Below are 21,059 nucleotides of genomic sequence, written 5' to 3' on the forward strand. Positions count from 1 at the left end.
ACACCTTGTTTATCGGTGACGGGTTAACAAATCCGAACCCTGGGCGTAGCGTGGACTCGAAGGCTCTAAGCCACATGCATCAAAACACGCGCATCGAGAGAGGCCGTTCATGAACCGTTTTCTGCTTGGCATCGCATTGCTGACCCTCAGTGGCGGGGCGGTTCATGCCGATACCCTGTTACTGGCGCAAAGCCCGACCGGCAACAGCAATAATCCTTACAACAGCCCGATTCACAGGGCCAACCCCAACAGCATGCAGGGCACGCAGCCTGCCAATCCGGTGATCCGCGGGCCAAATACCGTCCCCGTCCCTCGACCGCCCACGGTGGAAAACGGCGGCATCGGCAATGGCCAGCCTCTGCGGTCGGTGCCGAGTACACCGCCGAAATTCATTCCCAACCCACCCGCCCGTGATGGCGAGAGCAACCGTTGAATGGCAGAACCGTTTCTGTCAGCCCTTCAATCGAACAAAAGGAATCGTGCATGTTGCGTAAAACCCTTTTAGCCGGCCTGTGTGCCAGCGCAGTGATCTGCAGCCCGGCATTCGCTGCCGCCTCGAAGGAACTGCAAAGCGAACAGGGCACCCTCGAAGTCACCACCATTACGCAGGGTCTTGAGCATCCATGGGCCTTGGCGTTCTTGCCGGATCGTCAGGGCATGCTGGTGACAGAGCGCCCTGGTAACCTGCGGGTAGTGGGCATGGACGGCAAACGATCGGCGCCCATCGAGGGCGTTCCGAAGGTCTGGGCCAAGGGGCAGGGCGGATTGCTGGACGTGGTGCTGTCGCCAGACTTCAAACAGGATCGGATGGTGTACCTGTCGTATGCCGAGGGCGGTGGCGCCGGTGACAAGGCGGGGACTGCGGTCGGACGCGGACGCCTGTCGGATGACCTGAAAACCCTCAAGGACTTCACTGTTATTTTCCGTCAGGAACCGAAGCTGTCGGTCGGCAATCACTTTGGCTCGCGGCTGGTGTTCGACCGTGACGGTTATCTATTCATCACCCTCGGCGAAAACAACGACCGGCCAACTGCGCAGGATCTGGACAAATTGCAGGGTAAAGTCGTGCGGATCTATCCGGACGGCAAGGTGCCGGATGACAACCCGTTTGTCGGCCAGTCCGGTGTGCGTCCGGAGATCTGGTCCTATGGCCATCGCAACCCGCAGGGTGCAGCGCTCAATCCATGGACCGGCACGTTGTGGGAGAACGAACACGGCCCGCGCGGTGGCGACGAGGTGAACATCATCGAGCGCGGGGAAAACTACGGCTGGCCGCTGGCAACCCACGGCATCAACTATTCGATGCAGCCCATCCCGGAAGCCCAGGGTAAAATCGTCGAAGGTACTGTCTCACCGCATCACGTCTGGGAAAAGTCACCCGGCGTCACCGGCATGGCGTTCTACGATGCCGATCGTTTCAAACCCTGGCAGCACAACGTATTCATCGGCGCACTGGCCACTCAGGAGCTGATCCGCCTGCAATTCGACGGTGACAAGGTGGTGCATGAGGAGCGTTTGCTGGGCGATCTGAAACAACGTATCCGTGATGTACGCCAGGGGCCGGATGGTTACCTGTATGTGCTGACAGATGAGTCCGACGGCTCGCTGTACAAGGTCGGACTCAAATGAGCACTTCATGCGGGTGAGCGAGCGTAGAGCACTACCGCCGCCCGCAGCTTGCCGCGCCCGAAGCGGCACATTTTTTCGAACTCTCCATGGCTGACCGGCACATGCTGGCAGTCCATGGGCTGGCGATGCTGGCTGTGGTCGACATCCGGGTCATGCAGGTAGACGAAATCTTCGTCGCAATCGGTGACGATCACCCAATGCGGCGATTTGGAGCGGGTCAGACGATAGCTGCTGATCAGCACCAATGGTTGCCCGCCGGCGTTTAGCAGTCGGGGTAAATTCAGTGTCGTGCCGATGATTTGATCTACGTCGGTGTCGTTCAGTTGTGCCATGAACTCGTCATGCACCAGGCGCATGACGTCTTTTTTATGCGCGTCGCGCACGCCGTCGAGAAACAGCGGCCCGGTCATGCTCAGTTGCAAACGCACGCGAAACCCTCGACGCCATGCCGCCAATGCCAACCCTTGAGGGCTGCAACCGCCATGGCCGGCGGTCATGAACACGGTGGTCGCTTCACGCCAGAGCTGCAACTCCTCGCGGCGCTCCAGCAAGCGATGAGCCTGCAACGCGCCCATGGCCATCAACAAACACGCCGGACCACAGGTGAAATCGGTGGTTTGCCGGTAATAGGGCACCTTGATGCTGCGTGAGTCGTGGTGTTGAAGGATGCGTTTTTCCAGGCGCAAGGCGTCCGCGTGGTCTTCGTAGTAGTCGTGAATCAGCGCAAAGCGCCGATAGCCACTGCGTTCGTACAGCGCGATGGCGGCGGGGTTGTCGGTGCGCACCTCCAGTCGCAGGTAAGCGCAGTCGTGCTCAAGGGCGCACGACTCGATGCGTTGCAGCAATTGCTTGCCCAGACCACCGCCCCGGGCTTCGGGGGAAATGGCGATGGAATACAACCGCGCAAGCGACGTGCCGCGATGGAACAGCACCAGCGCATAACCCAGCAGCTGACCCTCGCGTTCGGCCACCAGCAACTGGCCGTGGGCTCGGGTAATCATCCATTGAAAGCTGCGGCGGGTGAGCCGGTCCGTGGTGAAGCAGTGCATTTCCAGCGCCAGCAGCGCCGGTAAATCATCAACTGTCGCCAAGCGAAAAACAGTGTTCATATGACCGCCGTAAAAGTTGCGTAACGAAACGGGACTTTCGAAAAAGTTCGTGCTTAATAGAAAAGGTCTTGTTCTCCAACGGATCAATTTCTATGTCAGCGGTACAGGGTCATTGGCGCGAAGTATCCAAGCAAAGCTTGCCACCGGCAACTTATTTAAAACCGCAAATAAGAACTTCAAGTCAAGTGTTGATCATCGTCGAACGCAAGGAGGACTGGGCCTCCTACTTTCCCAGCGAAGACATCCTGACGGCGCAGGAATACCTCGAACAACCCCCCGACAATGAGCCGGGAAAACGGGTGCAGGTGATCAACCTGTGCCGCAGCTACAAGTATCTGGGCCACGGCTACTACTGCTCGTTGCTGGCCGAGGCTCGGGGCCACAAGGTGATTCCGTCGGTACGCACCATCAGCGAACTGACCCGGAAATCCCTTTATGGCCTGGCTTTGGATGACCTGGATAAAACCCTGGAAAAAGCCCTCAGCCATCACCTCTACAGTGATACTGAAGGTTTTACGCTGACACTTTATTTCGGCAGAACGCATATCGAGCCGTTGCAGGATCTGGCCCGACAATTGTTTGAAGTGTTTCCGTGTCCGATTCTGTTAGTTGAATTCCGTAGAACTAACGGTTGGCACATCGAAGGCATCAAGTCCGGTGCCCTGCACAAGTTGCGCGATGATCAGGAAGATCAGTTCGCCAACGCGCTGGACGGTTTCAGCCGCAAGATCTGGCGTGTACCGCGCTCGCCGCAAGTGGCGCGTTATGACCTGGCGATCCTGCACGATCCGCAGGAAGCCTTGCCGCCGTCCAACGCCCGTGCGCTGGAAAACTTCGTGCGAGTCGGCAAAGGCATGGGTATCGATGTCGAACTGATCGAACGCAAGGACTACGCACGGCTGGCCGAATACGACGGCTTGCTGATCCGCGAGACCACCAGCGTCGACAACCACACCTACCGCTTCGCCAAGAAGGCAGAAAGCGAAGGGCTGGTGGTGATGGACGACCCGACGTCGATCCTGCGCTGCACCAACAAGGTCTATCTCACTGACCTGCTCAACAGCCACCAACTGGGCATGCCGGCCACGGAAATTCTCTACAAGGAACGACCCGAAGACTTCGAACGGGTCGGCGAGCGTCTCGGCTTTCCGTTGGTGCTGAAAATCCCCGACGGCTGCTTCTCCCGGGGCGTGATCAAGGTCGAGAGCCAACAGGCATTGCTCGAAGCTACCGCCGAGCTGTTCGAACACTCGGTGCTGTTGCTGGCCCAGGAGTTTTTCTACACCGAGTACGACTGGCGCATCGGCGTACTCAACCGCAAACCGATCTTTGCCTGTCAGTACTTCATGTCCAAGGGGCACTGGCAGATCTACAACCACAAAGCCAAGGGCCAGGACGTCAACGGCGAGTGCCGCACGCTGGCGATCCACGAAGCGCCGCGTGCCGTGGTGGAACTGGCGGTGAAGACCGCCAACCTGATCGGCGACGGACTGTATGGCGTGGACCTGAAACAGGCCGGTGACAAGGTCGTAGTGATCGAGGTCAACGACAACCCAAACCTCGACGCCGGCATCGAAGACGCTTACTTGCAGGACGATCTGTATTCACTGGTGCTGGAAGAGTTCGTGAGGCGCCTGGAACTCAAACGCCGCGGTCAGGCCTGGTGACCGGCCGATGATCAACAGCTTTGCACTGAGCCACGGCGCCTTGCAGCGGGTCGAGCGGCTGGACGCTGAGGTGATGCTGTTCAGCAACCCCGACGCTGGCGAGCGCGACGTGCTTCACAGTCATTTCAAATTGGACGAACACGCGTTGGCCTCGGCGCTGGACCCGGACGAGGTGTCGCGGATCGAGTTTCACCCCGACCATCTGTTCCTGATCTGGAAGCGTCCGGAGAACTATTCCGGCGGCGGCAGCCTGGCGTTCGAGGTGTCGTCCTGCGGTTTGCTGTTTTCGCCGGGCCAACTGTTGGTGATCGCCACCGATGAGACGCCGTTGCACGGTCTCGGCACGCGCCGGCCACTCAATACACCGCTGGATGTGTTGCTGGACCTGCTGTTCAACAACATCCATCACTACCTCGGGCACCTGAAGGTGATCAAACTGGTCGCCCGGGAGTTGCAGCAGAAATTCAACGCTTCGATGCAAAACCAGCATCTGGTGCAGATGTTCAACCTCAGCGAAAGCCTGATCTATTACATCAACGCGCTGCACAGCAATGGCGCGGTGCTCACGCGACTGCGCAACCACGCGGAAAAGCAGCATTTCGGCAGCGAAGCCATTGGCCTGATCGACGACCTGATCATCGAAAACAACCAATGCTACAAGCAGGCGGAAATCTACTCGACGGTGTTCTCCGGGCTGATCGACGCCCGGGGCAACCTGATGAACAACAGCATGAACAACCTGCTGCGCAAGCTGACGCTGATCAACGTGGTGTTTTTGCCGCTCAACCTGATTGCGAGCATCGGCGGCATGTCGGAGTTCAGCATGATGACCGCCGGGACACCGTGGTGGGTGTCGTACCCGATATTCCTGGCGGCGATGCTGTTGGGGGCCGGCGGGATGCTGTTCGGGCTCAGGCGTCTGGCGAAATGACGGCGGCCGGGCGTTTGCGATCCTGCAGGCCCCGGACCACCAGGTACAACAACGGCCCGACCGAAACAAACACCGCCGTCAGCAACAGGTACGGCACTACCGACCAGCCCGATTGCCCACGCTTGCGCGCATCCTTGAACATCCAGATGCCGGCCAGGGTCGCCAGCAGATAAAGATCGATCACCACCTGCGCAGTGTCTGGCCGCGACATCAGGCTGATGCCGAAGTCGATCAGCGATTGTTCGGCTTGCAGCATCACGCCAACGGTGTAGCCGCTGAAGGCAATCAACGCGGCGAGGGGCAGGGCGATGGACATCATGTATTCCTTCCTTGGGCAGATGAGCGAAAGGCCAGCCTACAGACCCGCCGCAAAAATCGCCATTGACTTGCCAGCAACGCCCGGGCTAATTTCGAGCCCATGACTTCCACCGTACTGCGCTGCCAGCCAAGCATTATTACCGCCATTCCTCATTTGGCGGGCTAGCTCACGACTGCAGCACCCAACCCGCCCTAGAGGCGGGTTTTTACTTTCTGTCTCCGGGGTTCTGAATCAAACGTCAGGAGACGACCATGCGCCACAGCCCCGCCCAGCAAGCCCTGCTTGAGCAGTACGTGAAAAAGATCCTCGCCGCGCCGGTGTATGAGCTGGCGGTGCGCACGCCGTTGCAACTGGCGCCGGCCTTGTCCGAAGCGCTGGGCAACCGGATCCTGCTCAAGCGCGAAGACCTGCAACCGACGTTCTCCTTCAAGATCCGTGGTGCCTACAACAAACTCGTGCAACTGAGCGACGAGCAAAAGGCGCGCGGGGTGATCACGGCGTCGGCGGGCAATCACGCTCAAGGCGTAGCGTTGGCGGCGCGTGAATTGGGCATTGCTGCGACTATCGTCATGCCGGCCACAACACCTGAGTTGAAAGTGCTGGGCGTCAGTAGTCGCGGCGCCGAGGCATTGCTGCATGGCGAAAGCTTTCCGGTTGCCCTGGCCCACGCGCTGCAACTGGCTGAGCAGACCGGGCGAACGTTTGTCTCGCCGTTCGACGATCCTGATGTAATCGCTGGCCAAGGTACGGTTGCCATGGAAATCCTGCGCGAACATCAGGGCGCGCTTGATGCGATCTTTGTCCCGGTGGGCGGTGGCGGGTTGATCGCCGGCATCGCGGCATACGTCAAATACTTGCGGCCGGAGGTGCGGATCATTGGCGTGGAGTCGGAGCACTCGGCCTGCCTGAAGGCTGCTTTGCAGGCAGATGAGCGGGTGGTGCTGCCGAGTGTGGGCACTTTCGCCGATGGCGTAGCGGTGGCGCAGATTGGCGCCTACGGGTTCGAGGTTTGCCGTTTCTGCGTGGATGAAGTGATCAGCGTCAGCAACGACGAACTCTGCGCAGCGATCAAGAATATCTACGACGATACCCGCTCGATCACCGAGCCTTCCGGGGCGCTGGCGGTCGCGGGCATCAAACAGTACGTGGCGCAAACCGGCGCACGGAATCAGACGCTGATCGCCATCGATTCCGGCGCCAATATCAACTTCGACAGTTTGCGTCACGTCGCCGAGCGAGCGGCGGCGTGTGGTGTTGTGGCTTGAGATTACTCGGGAATGGCGACGCCGACCTTGTCCGAAGCCGACCAGATGCGATAGCGCACTTCGACATCCGTCGGTGCGTAAACCACGATTGGCAGCTTGCTGTTGTAGCGCACCGTGAAGCCGTCACCGATCACCGGTACGAAGGCGCGTTTTTTCTGGGTGCCGGGCGGGCAGGCCATCAGCGTGCTCATCGGGCCGCTGACTTTTTCCAGGCGGTAGAACGGATAGCCCCAGCCTTCGAGGTTTTTCTCTTCAAGGGTGCCGCCCAGACGCTGGCGGTTGCAGTCCACCTCAAGGGTCTTGCCGGCGAGGATTTCGACTTTGAAGTTGTCTTCCTGTGCCTGCTGCGGCAAATGGATGACCTGACGAGTGAAGCCCGCTTCGGCTTTGGGGTAGGGCGCCGTGTCTTCGAGTTTGGCGGCGTGGGTGAGGGTAGACAGGCTGGCGAGCATCAGGCCGGCGGTCGCGTAAACAGTGAAATTTCCCATTGAAGCCTCCTGGCGGGTGTACGTTGGTAGACGGGCATTCTCACTGTCATGGGCGGTGAATGCAAACCGCCAGCCACTTGCAAATTGCAGTGCCTGCACGATCGGATCTTGCATTCTGCAACTGGCCAGTTGCCTGTTTTTTTGCCAAACCATTGATTTTGAAGGAGGAGAAATCGACCCGATGAAAGGCACGGTTTATGCGTTGATTTGGTGCGGCGCACCGAGTTTGTGCGCCTACACTCCAATGGGCATTTCGCAGTACAGCCGCTTGCCACACCCAGGGATTCAGCGGGGATACACCCGTGGGGAGGCGTGGTAACGGTCATGTGAATACTTGATTGGCAGTCTCACAGTAAGGAGAGGGTTCGCCATGTTTCTGTCTGCCTTGGAACTACGCAATATCATTGAAAGCAGCTTTCTGCCGAAACGCTGCCAATGCACGCTGTCCCCGGATCTGTCGATGACCGTCAAGGTGTATGGCGATCACCAGACCGATCAGGTTGATTTGCTGGTGAGTGGCATCGATGCCAGTCACTTGAACAGCTGTCGCGAAATCAACGGCCTGATCGCCGGGTTGCGCTCGGATCTGGCGCAACACACGGCAACCCATCATTCATTGCCGCGATCCAGAGTCGTTTAACCGACCGTTTCACCCAGTTCGATCGTCACGCGCCGGGCCTGGACAAAACCGAGGCCCAGCGCGAACTCGACCAGCACCGCGAGCAGAATCCCGGGGCCGGCGTGGCCGTTGAGCCATTCTGAGAATCCCAGTACTGCCAAACCAAAACAGCCGACGATAAAGCCGTTGCTCAGCGCATTGCGCGCGATCGACACCGGCGCATTGCGCACCAGATAAAACATCACCCCCAACGCTGCAAACAGCACCGCCATGCGTCGCGCTACAAAACCTGCTGCTTCTGAATATTCAATGCTCCAGATCGAAAGCAACACCTGCGGCACCAGCCCCCAGGCCAGCGCCAGTAGAAAACACAGACAAAAGGTGAGGGTCGACAACGTGCGAAACGACAACTGCATGGCGAATCCTTGCGGCAGTGAGAAGTGATCCGAGGATAACCTTCGAGACCCTTGCTCGCCTACCGCAAAGCCGCAATTCAGAGCTTTCTGTCAGTTCTGGAAGTCGCAGGCGTCAGACATTTTCCGGTAAGTGATTTCTTCGGGTTTACCGGTGGTGTCGATGTACTTCATATCGGCATCAATCACCTTGCAAGTCTTTGCGGGCTGCTCGGTCATCGATACCACTTTGGCCACATTCAAAGGCATGCCGTAGGTGTAAGGCACGGCTTTGGTTGTTGCGGCGGTGTCATTGGCCTGGGCCAGCCCGGTAAACGCGGTGCAGGCGAGGGCGGTGGTGAGCAGAAACGGACGAATGTTCATGGAGGGACTCCCGTGCGACGGAAAGAAAGCCCGGCGTGAAACACGCCAGGCCTGCCGCACTGGGCGTCAGCATCGGGCTGAGAGCGTGCGGTTCAGTAGAGTCTTTGACCGCGGCGTTAACTGGGGGTTAACCCGGCTGAATGCCAGCTGTCTGGCGGGGGGATTGTTTCGTGGGAGAGTCTCGGCGGATTCCTACAAGGGTGGATGCCTTGTCTGCTTTCGGCGGTTCAAGGGGGGCGCAATGGTCCCCTGTTGAACAAAGAATCTCAGCGTCTACGGATAAGGTTTCAGCTCAATCAGCGCTTCACCTTCGACGGTTGCGGAAGCCGGCAGCTCGTCCGTTTCCAGATAGGCGTCCGCCGGACCGTAAATCAGGTACTTGTGGACGCTTTCATGCCCGACGTTCTCGAATATCACTTGAGGGCCTTTCGAGCCGCTCAATATCCAACGAGGGCGGTTCCTTTCCGCAAATTCCACACGGTGTACCCACCTGTCAGTTGTATCCCGAAAGAACAGGATGCCTTGTTGGTAGTTGGAGCTGAACTCGCCAGTGATCAGAAAGACATTCACGCCTTTGCCTGTGGGCACGCATTGCCAATCAACACGACTGCCGAAAGACTTATCGGCATCTGCATACAAGAATCCGGTTTCTTGCTCCTGACGGATCTTGTAAACGTGAGCGTCGGAGAGGGGATGGCCCCGCAGCAAGGATAGTCTGCTGTCGGAGCCGGCCAGATCACACTCAGCCACCGTCGTGAACGGCGGCTGAGCGGCAAAGGCGTGAAGGCTTGATGCGATGAGTCCAGCCGCGAAGACTACATTGCGTATCACGCAGACTTCACAACCTGCTTTGGCGACACGACGGTGCCTGGCTTGTCGTTAGCGGCCGGGGCCGGAATGACCGGCGGCAGAATCGCGATCCCGGTGCCCGCGCCCGGCGCACCACCGGTATTGGCTTTCACCTCGGCACCGCTGATGGTCACGCCACCGGCATCGACCTTGACGAAGCTGCCGCCAGCCTTGGCCGTCAGCTCCATCCCGCCCTCGATCACAACTTTGTCGCCAGCGTGGTAGTGAATCTCCGTGCCTGCTTCCACGAACTGCCCGGTGCCGACCTTCACGTGCTGAGTCACGCCCACGGTCAGGTGATCGTTGGCGCGCATTTCGCTCTTGCGATCCAGATGAGTGATGCGGTGTTCCTCGACCTTGAATTCGCTCAGGGTATTGGCTTCGACGGTGTCGTGCCGTTCGTTGCCAACCCGAATCTTCTGGTCGTGCTCGATGTTTTCGTCCCAGTCGCGCTGGGCGTGGATGTAGATCTGCTCCACGCCTTTCTTGTCTTCGATGCGGAACTCGTTGTAGCCCTTGCCGCCCGGTGAGCTCAGGGTTTTGAAGGTGCTGCGGGTCTTGTTCGCCGGCAGGTCGTAAGGGACGACGTTTTCCTTGTGGTACAGGCAACCGGTCACCAGCGGCTGGTCGGGGTCACCTTCAAGGAAGGTCACCAGCACTTCCATGCCGATGCGCGGGATGGCGATGCCGCCGTAGGCCGCGCCGGCCCAGCCGCTGGCGACGCGCATCCAGCAAGTGGTCTTGTCGTCAGCCTGGCCGTCGCGATCCCAGTGGAATTGCACTTTCACGCGGCCGTACTGATCGCAGTGGATCTCTTCGCCGGCGGGGCCGGTGACGATGGCGGTCTGGCTGCCGAGGACTTTCGGTTTCGGGTGTTCGAGGGCAGGGCGGTAGTGCGCGTCCCACGGGGTGGCGACGAAGCTGTTGCGGTAGCCCTGGTGGAAATCGCTCTTGTTGTCGGTGACGTCGCTGGTGACGTTTTCGCCCAGCACTTGCGGTTGCTTGCCTTCGTGGAAGATTTCCAGCAGCAGCCACAGGTCGTTCCACTCGGCGCGCGGGTGTTCGGCCAGGGACATGAAATGGCCGGTCGTCAGTGTCGGCTCGTCACCCTTGCCTTCGGCGAGTTTGTAGTCGCTGCGATGGCGCTCCAGCGCTCGGGTCGAGAGGAACTTGCCGCGCTCACGGGTGGTGAAACGGCCGGGATAGTCGTAGTCCTCAAGGTCCGGCATGAACGCGGATTTGGCGGCGCCTTCAGGCAGGATCTTCGGTTTCTCGAAATCGTAATCGCGACGGCTGACACGGCTGGTGCGGGTTTCCAGGCGCAGGTTGAAGCGCTTGATCACCGGTTTGTCGGCGGTCATGCCGGAGTCTTGCTGGTAGTTCACCGGTTTCAGTTTGCGGAACACGGTCTGGTCATCACCGAACACCAGTTTGTGGCCGCTGCTGCTGTGCTGGAAGTGGAAGTGGATGCCTTCCTCTTCGCACAGGCGCTGGATGAAATGCAGGTCGGACTCGTCGTACTGCACGCAGTAGTCGCGTTCCGGGTACTCGGCGCTGAGCTGGAAGCTGTAGGCGTCGGCCAGGATGCCGCGATCTTCCAGGACTTGAGCGATGATCTTCGGTACCGTCAGTTGCTGGAAAATCTGCTGGTCATGGTTGTGCCGCAGGTAGGCCAGTTGCGGCACCAGACTGATGCTGTAACGGGTCAGGGTCTTGCCGGAGTCACCTTGCTCGATGCGATACACCAGGCCATGAATCTTGCCCTCGCCGGTGGCGCCGAACGTCAGGCAGCCGGGCTTGTGCAGGAGTTCTTCGAGCTTGAGGTCGGGACGGGCGCTGACCAGTTCGAGGTCGAAACGGAACGGTTCGTTGAGGGCTTCGCGACCGGTGAAGCTGAGGACTTGCAGATCGGCGGAAGCGCCCTCGAGCGTGAGGGTAATGTGGGTAGCGTTGGCGTCCAGCATGCCTTGATTTCCGTCCTTTGGATTAGCGTGGGCGGATGGTGCAGGATTAAACGGCCTCGTTCAAGGCGCAAATGCCGTAGAAGCACCGGCCCGAAGGCATAGGGAAAACCCTTAGACCGGTTGTTTCGCCTTGTGAAACCGGTACTTGCGGGCGACTGATCCAGCGCAATCGCCAACGACGGCCTTCAAGAACAATCAGTCAGTTTCAGACTAAAGTCGCCTGTGGCACGTCAAAGCCATCTGCCATCATGGGCGCTCACCCCCGCGTGTTCACTTCCTTCCGGTTCTTTACTGTTTCGGGACGGGAGCTATTTCTGGTTTGTTTGCGCCCCTGCGCAATCGTTGTTCTGTTGGAGTTTTCAATGCGTCCCCCATTTCCCCTCATCACCCCGCGCCAGTCGCTTGGCTTCGGAGCCTTTGTGCTGTGCGCCGGTTTTACCGCGCAGGTCCAGGCCAGCGGTTTTTTCGAAGACACCACGGCGAAGATCGAGTCGCGCACGGTGTACTTCAACCGCGATTTCCGTGATGGGCACACCTCCAGTGATCAGGGCGCATCCAAGCGCGAAGAGTCGGCGCAGGGTTTCATTCTCAACCTGCAATCGGGCTATACCGAAGGCACCGTCGGTTTCGGCATCGATGCGCTGGGCATGGCGGGTTTCCAGCTCGATTCCAGCCCCGACCGCAGCAACAGCGGCTTGCTGCCGTCCAGCGGCGATAACCCGCGTGGTTCGAAAGGTCAGTACGCGAAGATGGGCCTGACGGCCAAGGTGAAAGTCTCGGACACCGTGCTGAAATACGGCGCGCTGCTGCCGGATCTGCCGCTGCTCAAGTACAACGACGGCCGTCTGCTGCCGACCATGTTCAACGGTGCGATGCTGACGTCCAAGGAAGTGAAGGACCTGACTTTCATGGCCGCGCGCCTGGACAAGTACACCGCCCGGGACTCGACCGACTCCCAGGACATTCGCGTGCACTGCAAGAACAAGCGCTACGCCTGCAACGTCACCGCCGATCATTTCGACATGTACGGCTTCGATTACAAGATCAACGATCGCCTGACCGCGCAGTATCACTACGCCGAGCTGGAAGACATCTATCGCCAACACTTCGTCGGTCTGCTGGGCAACCAGCCGCTGGGTGACGGCGTGCTGAAAGCCGATCTGCGACTACTGAAAAGCGCCGACAGCGGCGATGCGAAAGCCGGTTCCATCGACAACCGTGCCTTGAGCGGCATGCTGTCCTACGGCATCAGCGGCCACACCTTCAGCGCCGGCTGGCAGCGCATGAACGGTGACAATTCGATGCCGTATCTGGATGGCAGCAACCCGTACCTGGTGAACTACGTGCAGGTCAACGACTTCGCCGCCGCACAGGAACGTTCCTGGCAGCTGCGTTACGACTACGACTTCAAAGCGATCGGCATCAACGGCCTGAGCTTCCTGACCCGTTACGTGAACGGCGACCACATCAAGGTTCCGGGCAGCGATCAGGAAGGCAAAGAGTGGGAACGCGACAGCGAGTTGAAGTACGTGATCCAGAGCGGCACGTTCAAGGACGTCAGCCTGCGTTTGCGTAATGCGACGTATCGCACCAACTACGAGAAGTTCGCCCGGGACGTGGATGAGACCCGGTTGATTGTGAGTTACAACTTTTCGGTGCTGTAAGTCCGGTCAGTTCATTGACCGAAAAAAACCATCGCGAGTTAACTCGTGATGGTTTTTTTTTGACCTGCGATCAGAGCCAGTGCCAGAACCGGCTCCAGAACCCGCGATTCAAATCATCCTTGCACGCCGCGTATTGTTGACCGTACATGTCCGAGCGGTTCTGTACCTTGCGCGCCACCGGCGGCAGCCACGCCTTGCTGGCATAGGTCTTCTGGCGAAACCCGCCCCAGCCTTCGTGGTAATTGAGGTACTGGTTGTAGGCGTCGTACTTGTACACGCCGTTGACCGAGGTGGTCTTGTCCATGTACCAGCCGACAAAGTCGATGGCGTCGTCGAAGTCTTCGCGGTCGGCGCCGTGTCGGCCGGTGCTTTTCTGGTAGTCGGACCAGACTTCGTCCTTGGCCTGCGCATAACCCGATGCCGTTGTGACGCGACCCCACGGAATCACCCACAGCAGGTATTTGCGCGGGGTCTTGGCGTCGTAGCGGTAGCCGGATTCCTGATACATGATCGCGAACGGCACCTGGATCGGTACGCCCCAGCGCTTTTGCGTGACTTGCGCCGCGTCGTACCAATCACTCTTTTCCCGAAAAATCTCGCAGAGGTTTTCCGGCGAACGCGGTGGCGATGTTCCGCAACCGGTCAGCAGTGCCGCCAATACCAAAAGTCCAACCGTACGCCCCGAATTCAAAAGCCGTCATCCCGTCGTGCAAAAAAGGGCGCCAGTCTACGCGGTCAGGTCAACTGATGGCGATAAGGCAAATCCGGACCTGTCTTGCTGCACGTCAGGGCGGCCGCCTGTACGGCAAACCTGAGCATGGCGTCGATCTGATCGCGTTGCAGATGCTGTACGCCTTCCACCGAATCCAGTTCCTGCTCGGTCAGCCAGGTGATCAACGCGGCCTGGAAGGTATCGCCGGCGCCAACGGTATCGGCGATCTTCACTGCAGAGGCCGGCACCGACCATGAACCGTGAGCACGACTGAACACGGTCGCGCCTTCACCGCCACGGGTCAGGAACACCACCTGGCAGCGATGCTGCAGCCAGCCTTCGATGACGCGCTGCGGATCCTGCTCGGGGTACAGCAGGCTCAAGTCTTCGTCGCTGACCTTGATCAGGTCCGCCAGTTGCACCAGCGTGGCTATTCGCTCGCGCCACAGCTCGATGTTCGGTTCGGGATTGAGGCGCACGTTCGGGTCGAGGGTGATCAGGCGTTTGCCGCTTTCACGCTGTATCAGCGCAAGCAATGTATCGGCAACTGGTTGCACCACCAGCGAGAACGAACCGAAGTGCAGACCGCGCACTTCAGACCCCAGCGTTGGCAGATGCGCCAGGCTCAACTGGCGGTCAGCGCAGCCTTCACCCCGGAAGCTGTAATGCGGCGAGCCATTGGCGCCCACCGCGACCATGGCCAGCGTGGTCGGCGCGGCGAAGTCCACCAGATAATCCGGGCGTACACCTTCATCTTTCAGAACTTGCTGCAAACGACGGCCGAGGTAGTCGGTGGACAACCCGGCGAACAGCGCCGAGTCCACGCCCAGTCGGCGCAAACCCACGGCCACGTTGAACGGCGAGCCACCGGCAATCGCCTTGAAATTGACTTTCGACGCCTGCCCGCCGGCATCGTCTTCGCTGAAGAAATCGAACAGCGCTTCGCCACACACCAGGTACATAGTTGTTTGCTCTTTATAAGGTTGCGACATGCAGTCGATAGCGTTCATAGGCCTGCTGGAAGGCTGCGACATTCGCGGCAATCGGCAGGGTTTCACTGTTCAGGTCAAGCTTCACGCAGCGTTCGCACAGGTCGGCCAGGGTGTCTTCGTGGCCGTTGGACCACGACTTGCACCACGCCGCCTGAATCGCCGCGCCCAGGGCGGCGGCTTCGCTTTGCTCGGTGCAGATCACCGGGGTGTTCATGATGTCGGCGACGATCTGCCGCCACACCGCACTTTTCGAGCCGCCGCCGATCAGGCAAATGCTGCGGCTTTGTAAACCATTCTGGCGCAGCAGATCCAGTCCGAATCGCAAGCCGAAGGTGGTGCCCTCGACGGCGGCGCGGCACAGATTGGCCCGGGTCAGGTTATCGATCGTCAGGCCATGCAGGCTGCCAGTGGCGTGGGGCAGGGGAGGCACGCGCTCGCCGTTGAGGAACGGCAGCATGCTCACGCCATCAGCGCCGATCGGCGCCTGGGCCACCAAGGCGTTGAAAGCGTCGAGATCGAGCTCGAACAACTCGCGGATCGCGCCGGTAGCGTTGGTCAGGTTCATGGTGCAGATCAACGGCAACCAGCCGCCGCTGGACGAGCAGAACGTGGCGACCGAAGCATCCGGGCTGACCTTTGGCGCTTCAGCGTAGGCGTACACCGTGCCGGAGGAGCCGAGACTCATGGTGATCGCGCCCGGCTGAATATTGCCGGTGCCGATGGCGCCCATCATGTTGTCGCCGCCACCGCTGGATACCAATGCGTTGGGGTTGATACCCAGTTGTTCGGCAATCGCCGGCAGGATCGTGCCGACCGCTTGATGGGCGTCGATCAGCTCCGGCAGCGCTGCTTGCAGACGGCCGCTGGCGTCGATGTCGCGCAGCAACTGCAAATCCCATTGGCGGGTGCGCACGTTGAAATAACCGGTGCCGGATGCGTCGCCGTATTCGCTGCAACTACGGCCGGTGAGCCAGAAATTCAGGTAGTCGTGTGGCAACAGAATCTTTGCGATCCGTGAGAAAACAGCGGGATGTTGTTCCTTGGTCCATATCAGTTTGGAGACGGTGTAACCCGGCGCGATGACCACGCCGAGGCGTTCCAGCGAGCCTCTTTCGCCGCCCAGGTAAGTCAGTAGCCGATCGTTTTCTGCGGTGGTTTCGGTGTCGCACCAGAGCTTGGCCGGGCGCAGGACCTGGCCTTGGTCATCGAGCAGCACCAGACCGTGTTGCTGGCCGGAAACGCCGATGCCGAGGATCGACTGGCCGTCGACATTTGCCGCCAGCAAGGCGCGGCGCGTGGCGAGGGCGAAAGCGTCCAGCCATTGGTGCGTGTCTTGCTCACGGCGACCGTTGGCACCGCTGATCATCGTGTGGGCGGCGGCACCCTGGCCGAGAACCTGGCCGCTGGTGGCGTCGAGGATGATGGCTTTGGTGCCTTGAGTGCCGCAGTCGATGCCCAGGAAGAGTTGTTGGGTTGTCATGTGCGCTCCACAAAGATCGACAGATCGTTCCCACGCTCTGCGTGGGAATGCCTCAATGGACGCTCTGCGTCCGCTGTTGAGTGGGACGCGGAGCGTCCCGGGCTGCATTCCCACGCGGACGGTTCGACGCCTCGACGTGGGAACGATCAGGTCAACAGGTGTTCCAGCGTCCGTGTCACGCCTTCTTCGCGCAAACTGTTCAGGCACCACTCAAACGCCGTCACAAACTCCTTCGAACGCGGTATCGCGACCCCGAAAATCTCCTCAACCCCCAGCAACCGCTCAGTGATCAAGGCATCATCCGCCACCAACGCCTGACAAAACGCCGCCCGAGGATCCGGAATCGAATAAGTGTCGCCATTCTCATCCACGCCTTTCAGATACAACGCCCAAGCTGCAACGACCAATGCCGCCCGTTTGGTCTCGCGGCCATCCGCAATCAACCGATTGATCGTCGGAATGGTGAACTTGGGAAACTTCGACGAACCATCGGAGCAAACACGTTCAAGCTGATCGGCAATCGCCTGATTGGAGAACCGCGCCACCAGCGTGTTCTTGTACTCGGTCAGGTCGATGCCCGGCACCGGCGCCAGTTGCGGGGTCACGTCCAGGTCCATGTAGGCGCGCATGTAGCGCACGAACAGTGGGTCATTCATGGTGTCGTGGACGAAGCGGTAACCCTTCAGAAAGCCCAGATAGGTCAGGGCCAGATGACTGCCGTTGAGCAGTTTGATCTTCATCTCTTCGTAGGGCGAAACGTCGTCGGTGAACTGCACGCCGACCTTTTCCCAGGCCGGGCGGCCGTTGACGAACTTGTCTTCCAGCACCCATTGCACAAACGGTTCGCACACCACTGGCCAGGCGTCGTCGACGGCGTGTTTGTCCGCCAGTTGCAGGCGATGCGCGGTGCTGGTCATCGGGGTGATGCGGTCGACCATGGCGTTGGGGAAGCTGACGTTGGCGTCGATCCAGTCACGCAAGTCCGGATCAAGCAGCGCGGTGAAGGCCAGCAGTGCCTTGCGGGTGACGGCGCCGTTGTGTGGCAGGTTATCGCAGGACATCACGGTAAACGCCGGAATGCCCGCCGCACGCCGCCGGGCCAGCGCCGCGCAGAGGAAACCGAACACGGTTTGCGGCTGTTGCGGGTAAGTCAGGTCGTGCTGAATCTGTGGCAGGTGCGTCATGAACTCGCCGTTGCTGTCATCGATGCAATAGCCACCCTCGGTGATGGTCAGCGAGACGATGCGGATCTGCGGGTCGGCGAGTTTGTCGATCAGCACCTGGGCGCTGTCGCTGGCCAGTAGCATGTCGCGGATCGAACCGATGACGCGGACTTCGGTATCGTCGCTGTCGCCCAGTTCGAACAGGGTGAACAGGTAGTCCTGTTCCTTGAGGTCGTCACGGGCGCGGCGGTCTTCGGCGCGCAGGCCGACGCCGCAGATCGCCCAGTCCAGCGCTTCGCCGGTGTTCATCAGCGCATCGGTGTAATACGCCTGATGCGCGCGATGGAAACCGCCGACACCAATGTGGGCGATGCCCTGGCGCGTGTCGCTGAGGCTGTAGGCCGGAAGCCGCACTTCGGCGGCGAGGCGATTGAGGTTCTGTTTGTTGAGTTTCATCGGGTCAGTCTCGAAATCAGGCGGCGGCGCGCAACGGGCGGGTCAACGCCACGCCGTCGGCATCGAACAGATGGCAGTGGGAGGCGTCCAGGTGCAGGTTCAGTTGTTCGCCGTAACGACTCGCCAGATCACCGCGCACGCGCATGGTCAGGGCTTCGCCGGCGTTGGTCTTGACGTGGCAGAAGGTGTCGCTGCCCAGCCGTTCGCTGACGTCGGCGGTGACTTGCAGGGTGCAGTCGCCCGGTTGCGCCAGCTCCAGATGTTCCGGGCGAATGCCCAGGGTCACGACGCTGCCGACGCTCAGGTTTGCCGCGTTGAACGGCAGGGTGATGCGCGTGCCGGCGTCCAGCGAAACTTCGCAGCTCTGGCCGTCGACCCGGGCGATCTTGCCCTTGAGGAAGCCCATTTTCGGCGTGCCGAGGAACCCGGCGACGAACAGGTTGGCGGGGTTGTGATACAGGTCCAGCGGCGAGCCGACCTGTTCGATCTTGCCGCCATTGAGTACCACGACTTTGTCGGCCATGGTCATGGCTTCGACCTGATCGTGGGTCACGTAGATCATCGTTGCCTTGAGGTCCTTGTGCAGGCGCAGCAGCTCCAGGCGCATTTGCACCCGCAGGGCGGCGTCGAGGTTGGACAGCGGTTCGTCGAACAGGAAGATTTTCGGGTTGCGCACGATCGCCCGGCCGATGGCCACGCGCTGACGCTGACCGCCGGACAGTTGCTTCGGTTTGCGTTCCAGCATCGGGCCGAGTTCGAGAATCCGCGCCGCTTCACCGACTTTCTTCTCGACTTCAGCTTTCGGCACACCGGCCAGATCGAGGGCGAACGACATGTTCTTTTTCACGGTCATGTGCGGATACAGCGCGTAGGTCTGGAACACCATCGCCAGATCACGCTTGGCCGGGCTGACTTCGGTGATGTCGCGCCCGTCCAGTTCGATGGTGCCGCCGCTGACTTCTTCCAGGCCGGCGATCAGTCGCAGCAGGGTGGATTTGCCGCAGCCCGACGGGCCGACGAACACCACGAATTCCTTGTCGTTAACTTCAAGGTCGATGCCCTTGATGATGGAAAAGCCTTCGAAGCCTTTTTGCAGATTCTTGATTTTCAGGTTGGCCATGGTGGCGCTCCTCATACGAATTCTTATTTCACGGCGCCGAACGACAGGCCGCGCACCAGTTGTTTCTGGCTGATCCAGCCGAAGATCAGGATCGGCGCGCAGGCAAGCGTCGAGACGGCCGACAACTTGGCCCAGAACAATCCTTCGGGGCTTGAGTAGGAGGCGATCAGCGCGGTCAGCGGCGCGGCTTTGGACGAGGTCAGGTTCAGCGACCAGAACGCCTCGTTCCAGCACAGGATCAGCGACAGCAGCACGGTCGAGGCCAGCCCGCCCTTGGCGATCGGCAGCAGCACCCGAAGCATTTCCTGCATCAGCGTGGCGCCGTCGAGGCGGGCGGCTTCGAGGATGTCTTTGGGGATGTCCTTGAAGTAGGTGTAAATCATCCAGACCACGATCGGCAGGTTGATCAGCGTGTAGATCACGATCAGCGCAATGCGCGTGTCGAGCAGGCCGAAACTCTTGGCCAGCAGGTAGATCGGCATCAGCACGCCTACCGGCGGCAGCATCTTGGTGGAGAGCATCCACAGCAGCGTGCCCTTGGTGCGCTGGGTTTCGTAGAACGCCATCGAGTAGGCCGCCGGCACCGCGATCAGCAGGCAAAGAGCCGTGGCGCTGAAGGAGATCACCACCGAGTTCCAGGCAAAGCTGAAGTAATCACTGCGCTCGTTGATGTGCAGGTAGTTCTCCAGCGTCGGCGTGAAGATGAACTGCGGCGGCGTGGCGAAGGCGTCGATTTCGGTCTTGAAACTGGTCAGCACCATCCAGAAGATCGGGAAGAAAATGATGATCGCGATGGCCCAGGCCAGCGTGCCGAGCAGCAGGCTTTGCAGCCGGCGGGATTGTTGAAGAGTCATGGCAGGCCTCAGGCTTTGTCAGTCAGGTTTTTGCCGATCATCCGCACCAGAATGATCGCGGCGATGTTGGCGATGACCACGGCGATCAGGCCGCCGGCCGAGGCCATGCCGACGTCGAACTGCACCAGCGCCTGGTTGTAGATCAGGTAGGCGAGGTTGGTCGACGCGTAGCCGGGGCCGCCGTTGGTGGTGGTGAAGATTTCGGCGAACACCGACAGCAGGAAGATAGTTTCGATCATTACGACCACCGCAATCGGCCGCGCCAGATGCGGCAGGGTCAGGTGCCAGAAGATCGCGACAGGGCCGGCGCCGTCGAGGCGGGCGGCTTCTTTCTGTTCTTGGTCGAGGGACTGCATGGCGGTCATCAGGATCAGGATCGCGAAGGGCAGCCATTGCCAGGAAACAATGATGATGATCGACAGCAGCGGGTAGTGCGCCAGCCAGTCCACCGGTTGCGCGCCGAACAGCTTCCAGAGGTAGGCGAGGATCCCGGACACCGGGTGGAAGATCAGGTTCTTCCAGATCAGCGCACCGACCGTGGGCATGATGAAGAACGGTGAAATCAGCATCACCCGCACGATGCCGCGGCCGAAGAACTCGCTGGCCTCCAGCAGCGCACTGATCAACACACCGAACACCACGCTGATCAGCAACACGCTACCCACCAGCAGCAAGGTGTTGGTGGCGCCGGGCAGGAACCCGGAGTCGGTCAGAAAGTAGGTGAAGTTATCCAGCCCGACGAATTCATTGATGCCCGGGTCGAGCAGGTTGTAGCGGATCATCGAGAAATAGACGGTCATGCCCAGCGGCACGATCATCCACAGCAGCAACAGGGCCACCGAAGGGCTGACCAGAAACCAGCCGGGATTGGCCACGCGGTTTTTGCGCTGGGGTTGCGACAGGTCGATGTGGGCTTTGGCAGTTGAAGTATTCATGGCGATCACGTACTCGAGATACAGCGAGTTCTTTGCAGGGAGGGAGCAAGCTCCCTTCCTTCAATTG

At 60.0% G+C, this 21,059-nt stretch carries 20 protein-coding genes and 1 pseudogene; 7 read left to right on the forward strand and 14 right to left on the reverse strand.

The genetic code is table 11. The features are described 5' to 3' along the window. Positions 1-109 precede the first annotated feature (109 nt). Together AC07N4_RS01730 and AC07N4_RS01735 are read left to right on the forward strand one after the other, a co-directional pair. Positions 110-433 carry a hypothetical protein gene (locus tag AC07N4_RS01730; RefSeq protein ID WP_493064792.1) on the forward strand — a complete coding sequence of 108 codons (324 nt, stop codon included), beginning with the start codon at positions 110-112 and terminating at the stop codon, positions 431-433. A 50-nt stretch (positions 434-483) separates the two neighbouring features. Beyond that, the gene (locus AC07N4_RS01735; RefSeq protein ID WP_493064793.1) at positions 484-1,629 is read left to right on the forward strand and encodes a PQQ-dependent sugar dehydrogenase; all 1,146 of its coding nucleotides are present in this window, start codon (positions 484-486) and stop codon (positions 1,627-1,629) included. A 5-nt stretch (positions 1,630-1,634) separates the two neighbouring features. Here the strand turns inward: AC07N4_RS01735 and rimI are convergent, their stop codons facing one another. Next, a complete protein-coding gene (rimI, locus tag AC07N4_RS01740) occupies positions 1,635-2,738 on the reverse strand; it encodes a ribosomal protein S18-alanine N-acetyltransferase (protein ID WP_493064794.1) in 1,104 nt (367 codons plus the stop codon). Between the two features lie 92 nt (positions 2,739-2,830). On the opposite strand from rimI, the gene AC07N4_RS01745 reads away from it, so the two are divergent. Then, positions 2,831-4,405 carry a RimK family ATP-grasp domain-containing protein gene (locus tag AC07N4_RS01745; protein ID WP_102619811.1) on the forward strand — a complete coding sequence of 525 codons (1,575 nt, stop codon included), beginning with the start codon at positions 2,831-2,833 and terminating at the stop codon, positions 4,403-4,405. A gap of 7 nt (positions 4,406-4,412) precedes the next feature. After that, positions 4,413-5,336 (forward strand): magnesium transporter CorA family protein, encoded by a 924-nt coding sequence (locus tag AC07N4_RS01750; RefSeq protein ID WP_493064795.1) that lies wholly within the window; start codon positions 4,413-4,415, stop codon positions 5,334-5,336. Here AC07N4_RS01750 and AC07N4_RS01755 read toward each other — a convergent pair. Then, positions 5,317-5,655, reverse strand: a complete 339-nt coding sequence (locus AC07N4_RS01755) for a DUF2834 domain-containing protein (protein ID WP_493064796.1) — start codon at positions 5,653-5,655, stop codon at positions 5,317-5,319. The genes AC07N4_RS01750 and AC07N4_RS01755 overlap by 20 nt on opposite strands. A gap of 251 nt (positions 5,656-5,906) precedes the next feature. Between AC07N4_RS01755 and ilvA the strand changes: the two are divergent. Beyond that, a pseudogene (gene ilvA, locus AC07N4_RS01760) lies at positions 5,907-6,896 on the forward strand (threonine ammonia-lyase, biosynthetic); the annotation flags it as partial. A 26-nt stretch (positions 6,897-6,922) separates the two neighbouring features. On the opposite strand, the gene eco reads toward ilvA, so the two are convergent. Then, positions 6,923-7,408 (reverse strand): serine protease inhibitor ecotin, encoded by a 486-nt coding sequence (eco, locus tag AC07N4_RS01765; RefSeq protein WP_493064797.1) that lies wholly within the window; start codon positions 7,406-7,408, stop codon positions 6,923-6,925. A gap of 370 nt (positions 7,409-7,778) precedes the next feature. Here eco and AC07N4_RS01770 point away from each other — a divergent pair, with 370 nt between their 5' ends. Further along, the gene (locus tag AC07N4_RS01770) at positions 7,779-8,048 is read left to right on the forward strand and encodes a DUF1652 domain-containing protein (protein WP_273538158.1); all 270 of its coding nucleotides are present in this window, start codon (positions 7,779-7,781) and stop codon (positions 8,046-8,048) included. Here the strand turns inward: AC07N4_RS01770 and AC07N4_RS01775 are convergent. The 4 genes from AC07N4_RS01775 to AC07N4_RS01790 all read right to left on the reverse strand — a co-directional run bounded on the left by AC07N4_RS01775 (position 8,045) and on the right by AC07N4_RS01790 (position 11,616). Continuing rightward, on the reverse strand, positions 8,045-8,443 hold the full coding sequence (locus AC07N4_RS01775) for a hypothetical protein (RefSeq protein ID WP_273538156.1): 399 nt from the start codon (positions 8,441-8,443) through the stop codon (positions 8,045-8,047). The two genes, AC07N4_RS01770 and AC07N4_RS01775, sit on opposite strands and share 4 nt — an antisense overlap. Before the next feature lie 90 nt (positions 8,444-8,533). Further along, a complete protein-coding gene (locus AC07N4_RS01780) occupies positions 8,534-8,803 on the reverse strand; it encodes a DUF2790 domain-containing protein (protein ID WP_493064798.1) in 270 nt (89 codons plus the stop codon). A 273-nt stretch (positions 8,804-9,076) separates the two neighbouring features. Further along, positions 9,077-9,634, reverse strand: a complete 558-nt coding sequence (locus AC07N4_RS01785) for a hypothetical protein (protein ID WP_493064799.1) — start codon at positions 9,632-9,634, stop codon at positions 9,077-9,079. Next, positions 9,631-11,616, reverse strand: coding sequence for a type VI secretion system Vgr family protein (locus tag AC07N4_RS01790; protein ID WP_493064800.1), 1,986 nt, complete (start codon positions 11,614-11,616; stop codon positions 9,631-9,633). Before AC07N4_RS01790 ends, AC07N4_RS01785 begins: the two co-directional genes overlap by 4 nt. A 362-nt stretch (positions 11,617-11,978) precedes the next feature. Here AC07N4_RS01790 and AC07N4_RS01795 point away from each other — a divergent pair, with 362 nt between their 5' ends. Further along, a complete protein-coding gene (locus AC07N4_RS01795) occupies positions 11,979-13,280 on the forward strand; it encodes an OprD family porin (RefSeq protein WP_493064801.1) in 1,302 nt (433 codons plus the stop codon). A gap of 70 nt (positions 13,281-13,350) precedes the next feature. On the opposite strand, the gene AC07N4_RS01800 is transcribed toward AC07N4_RS01795, so the two are convergent. The 7 genes from AC07N4_RS01800 to AC07N4_RS01830 form a co-directional block, all read right to left on the reverse strand. Then, complete coding sequence (locus AC07N4_RS01800) at positions 13,351-13,971, reverse strand: transglycosylase SLT domain-containing protein (protein ID WP_273538147.1); 621 nt, start codon at positions 13,969-13,971, stop codon at positions 13,351-13,353. Positions 13,972-14,015: 44 nt separating this feature from the next. Continuing rightward, positions 14,016-14,954 (reverse strand): carbohydrate kinase family protein, encoded by a 939-nt coding sequence (locus tag AC07N4_RS01805; RefSeq protein WP_493064802.1) that lies wholly within the window; start codon positions 14,952-14,954, stop codon positions 14,016-14,018. Positions 14,955-14,967: 13 nt separating this feature from the next. Continuing rightward, positions 14,968-16,464, reverse strand: a complete 1,497-nt coding sequence (xylB, locus tag AC07N4_RS01810) for a xylulokinase (RefSeq protein WP_493064803.1) — start codon at positions 16,462-16,464, stop codon at positions 14,968-14,970. A gap of 146 nt (positions 16,465-16,610) precedes the next feature. Continuing rightward, a complete protein-coding gene (locus AC07N4_RS01815; RefSeq protein WP_493064804.1) occupies positions 16,611-18,083 on the reverse strand; it encodes a mannitol dehydrogenase family protein in 1,473 nt (490 codons plus the stop codon). 16 nt (positions 18,084-18,099) lie between these two features. Beyond that, a complete protein-coding gene (locus AC07N4_RS01820; protein WP_493064805.1) occupies positions 18,100-19,203 on the reverse strand; it encodes an ABC transporter ATP-binding protein in 1,104 nt (367 codons plus the stop codon). A gap of 23 nt (positions 19,204-19,226) precedes the next feature. Continuing rightward, positions 19,227-20,057 carry a carbohydrate ABC transporter permease gene (locus AC07N4_RS01825; protein WP_096820359.1) on the reverse strand — a complete coding sequence of 277 codons (831 nt, stop codon included), beginning with the start codon at positions 20,055-20,057 and terminating at the stop codon, positions 19,227-19,229. A gap of 8 nt (positions 20,058-20,065) precedes the next feature. Continuing rightward, a complete protein-coding gene (locus AC07N4_RS01830; RefSeq protein WP_096820360.1) occupies positions 20,066-20,992 on the reverse strand; it encodes a carbohydrate ABC transporter permease in 927 nt (308 codons plus the stop codon). Positions 20,993-21,059 lie beyond the last annotated feature (67 nt).

The organism is Pseudomonas sp. GW821-FHT09E04 (assembly GCF_059416185.1).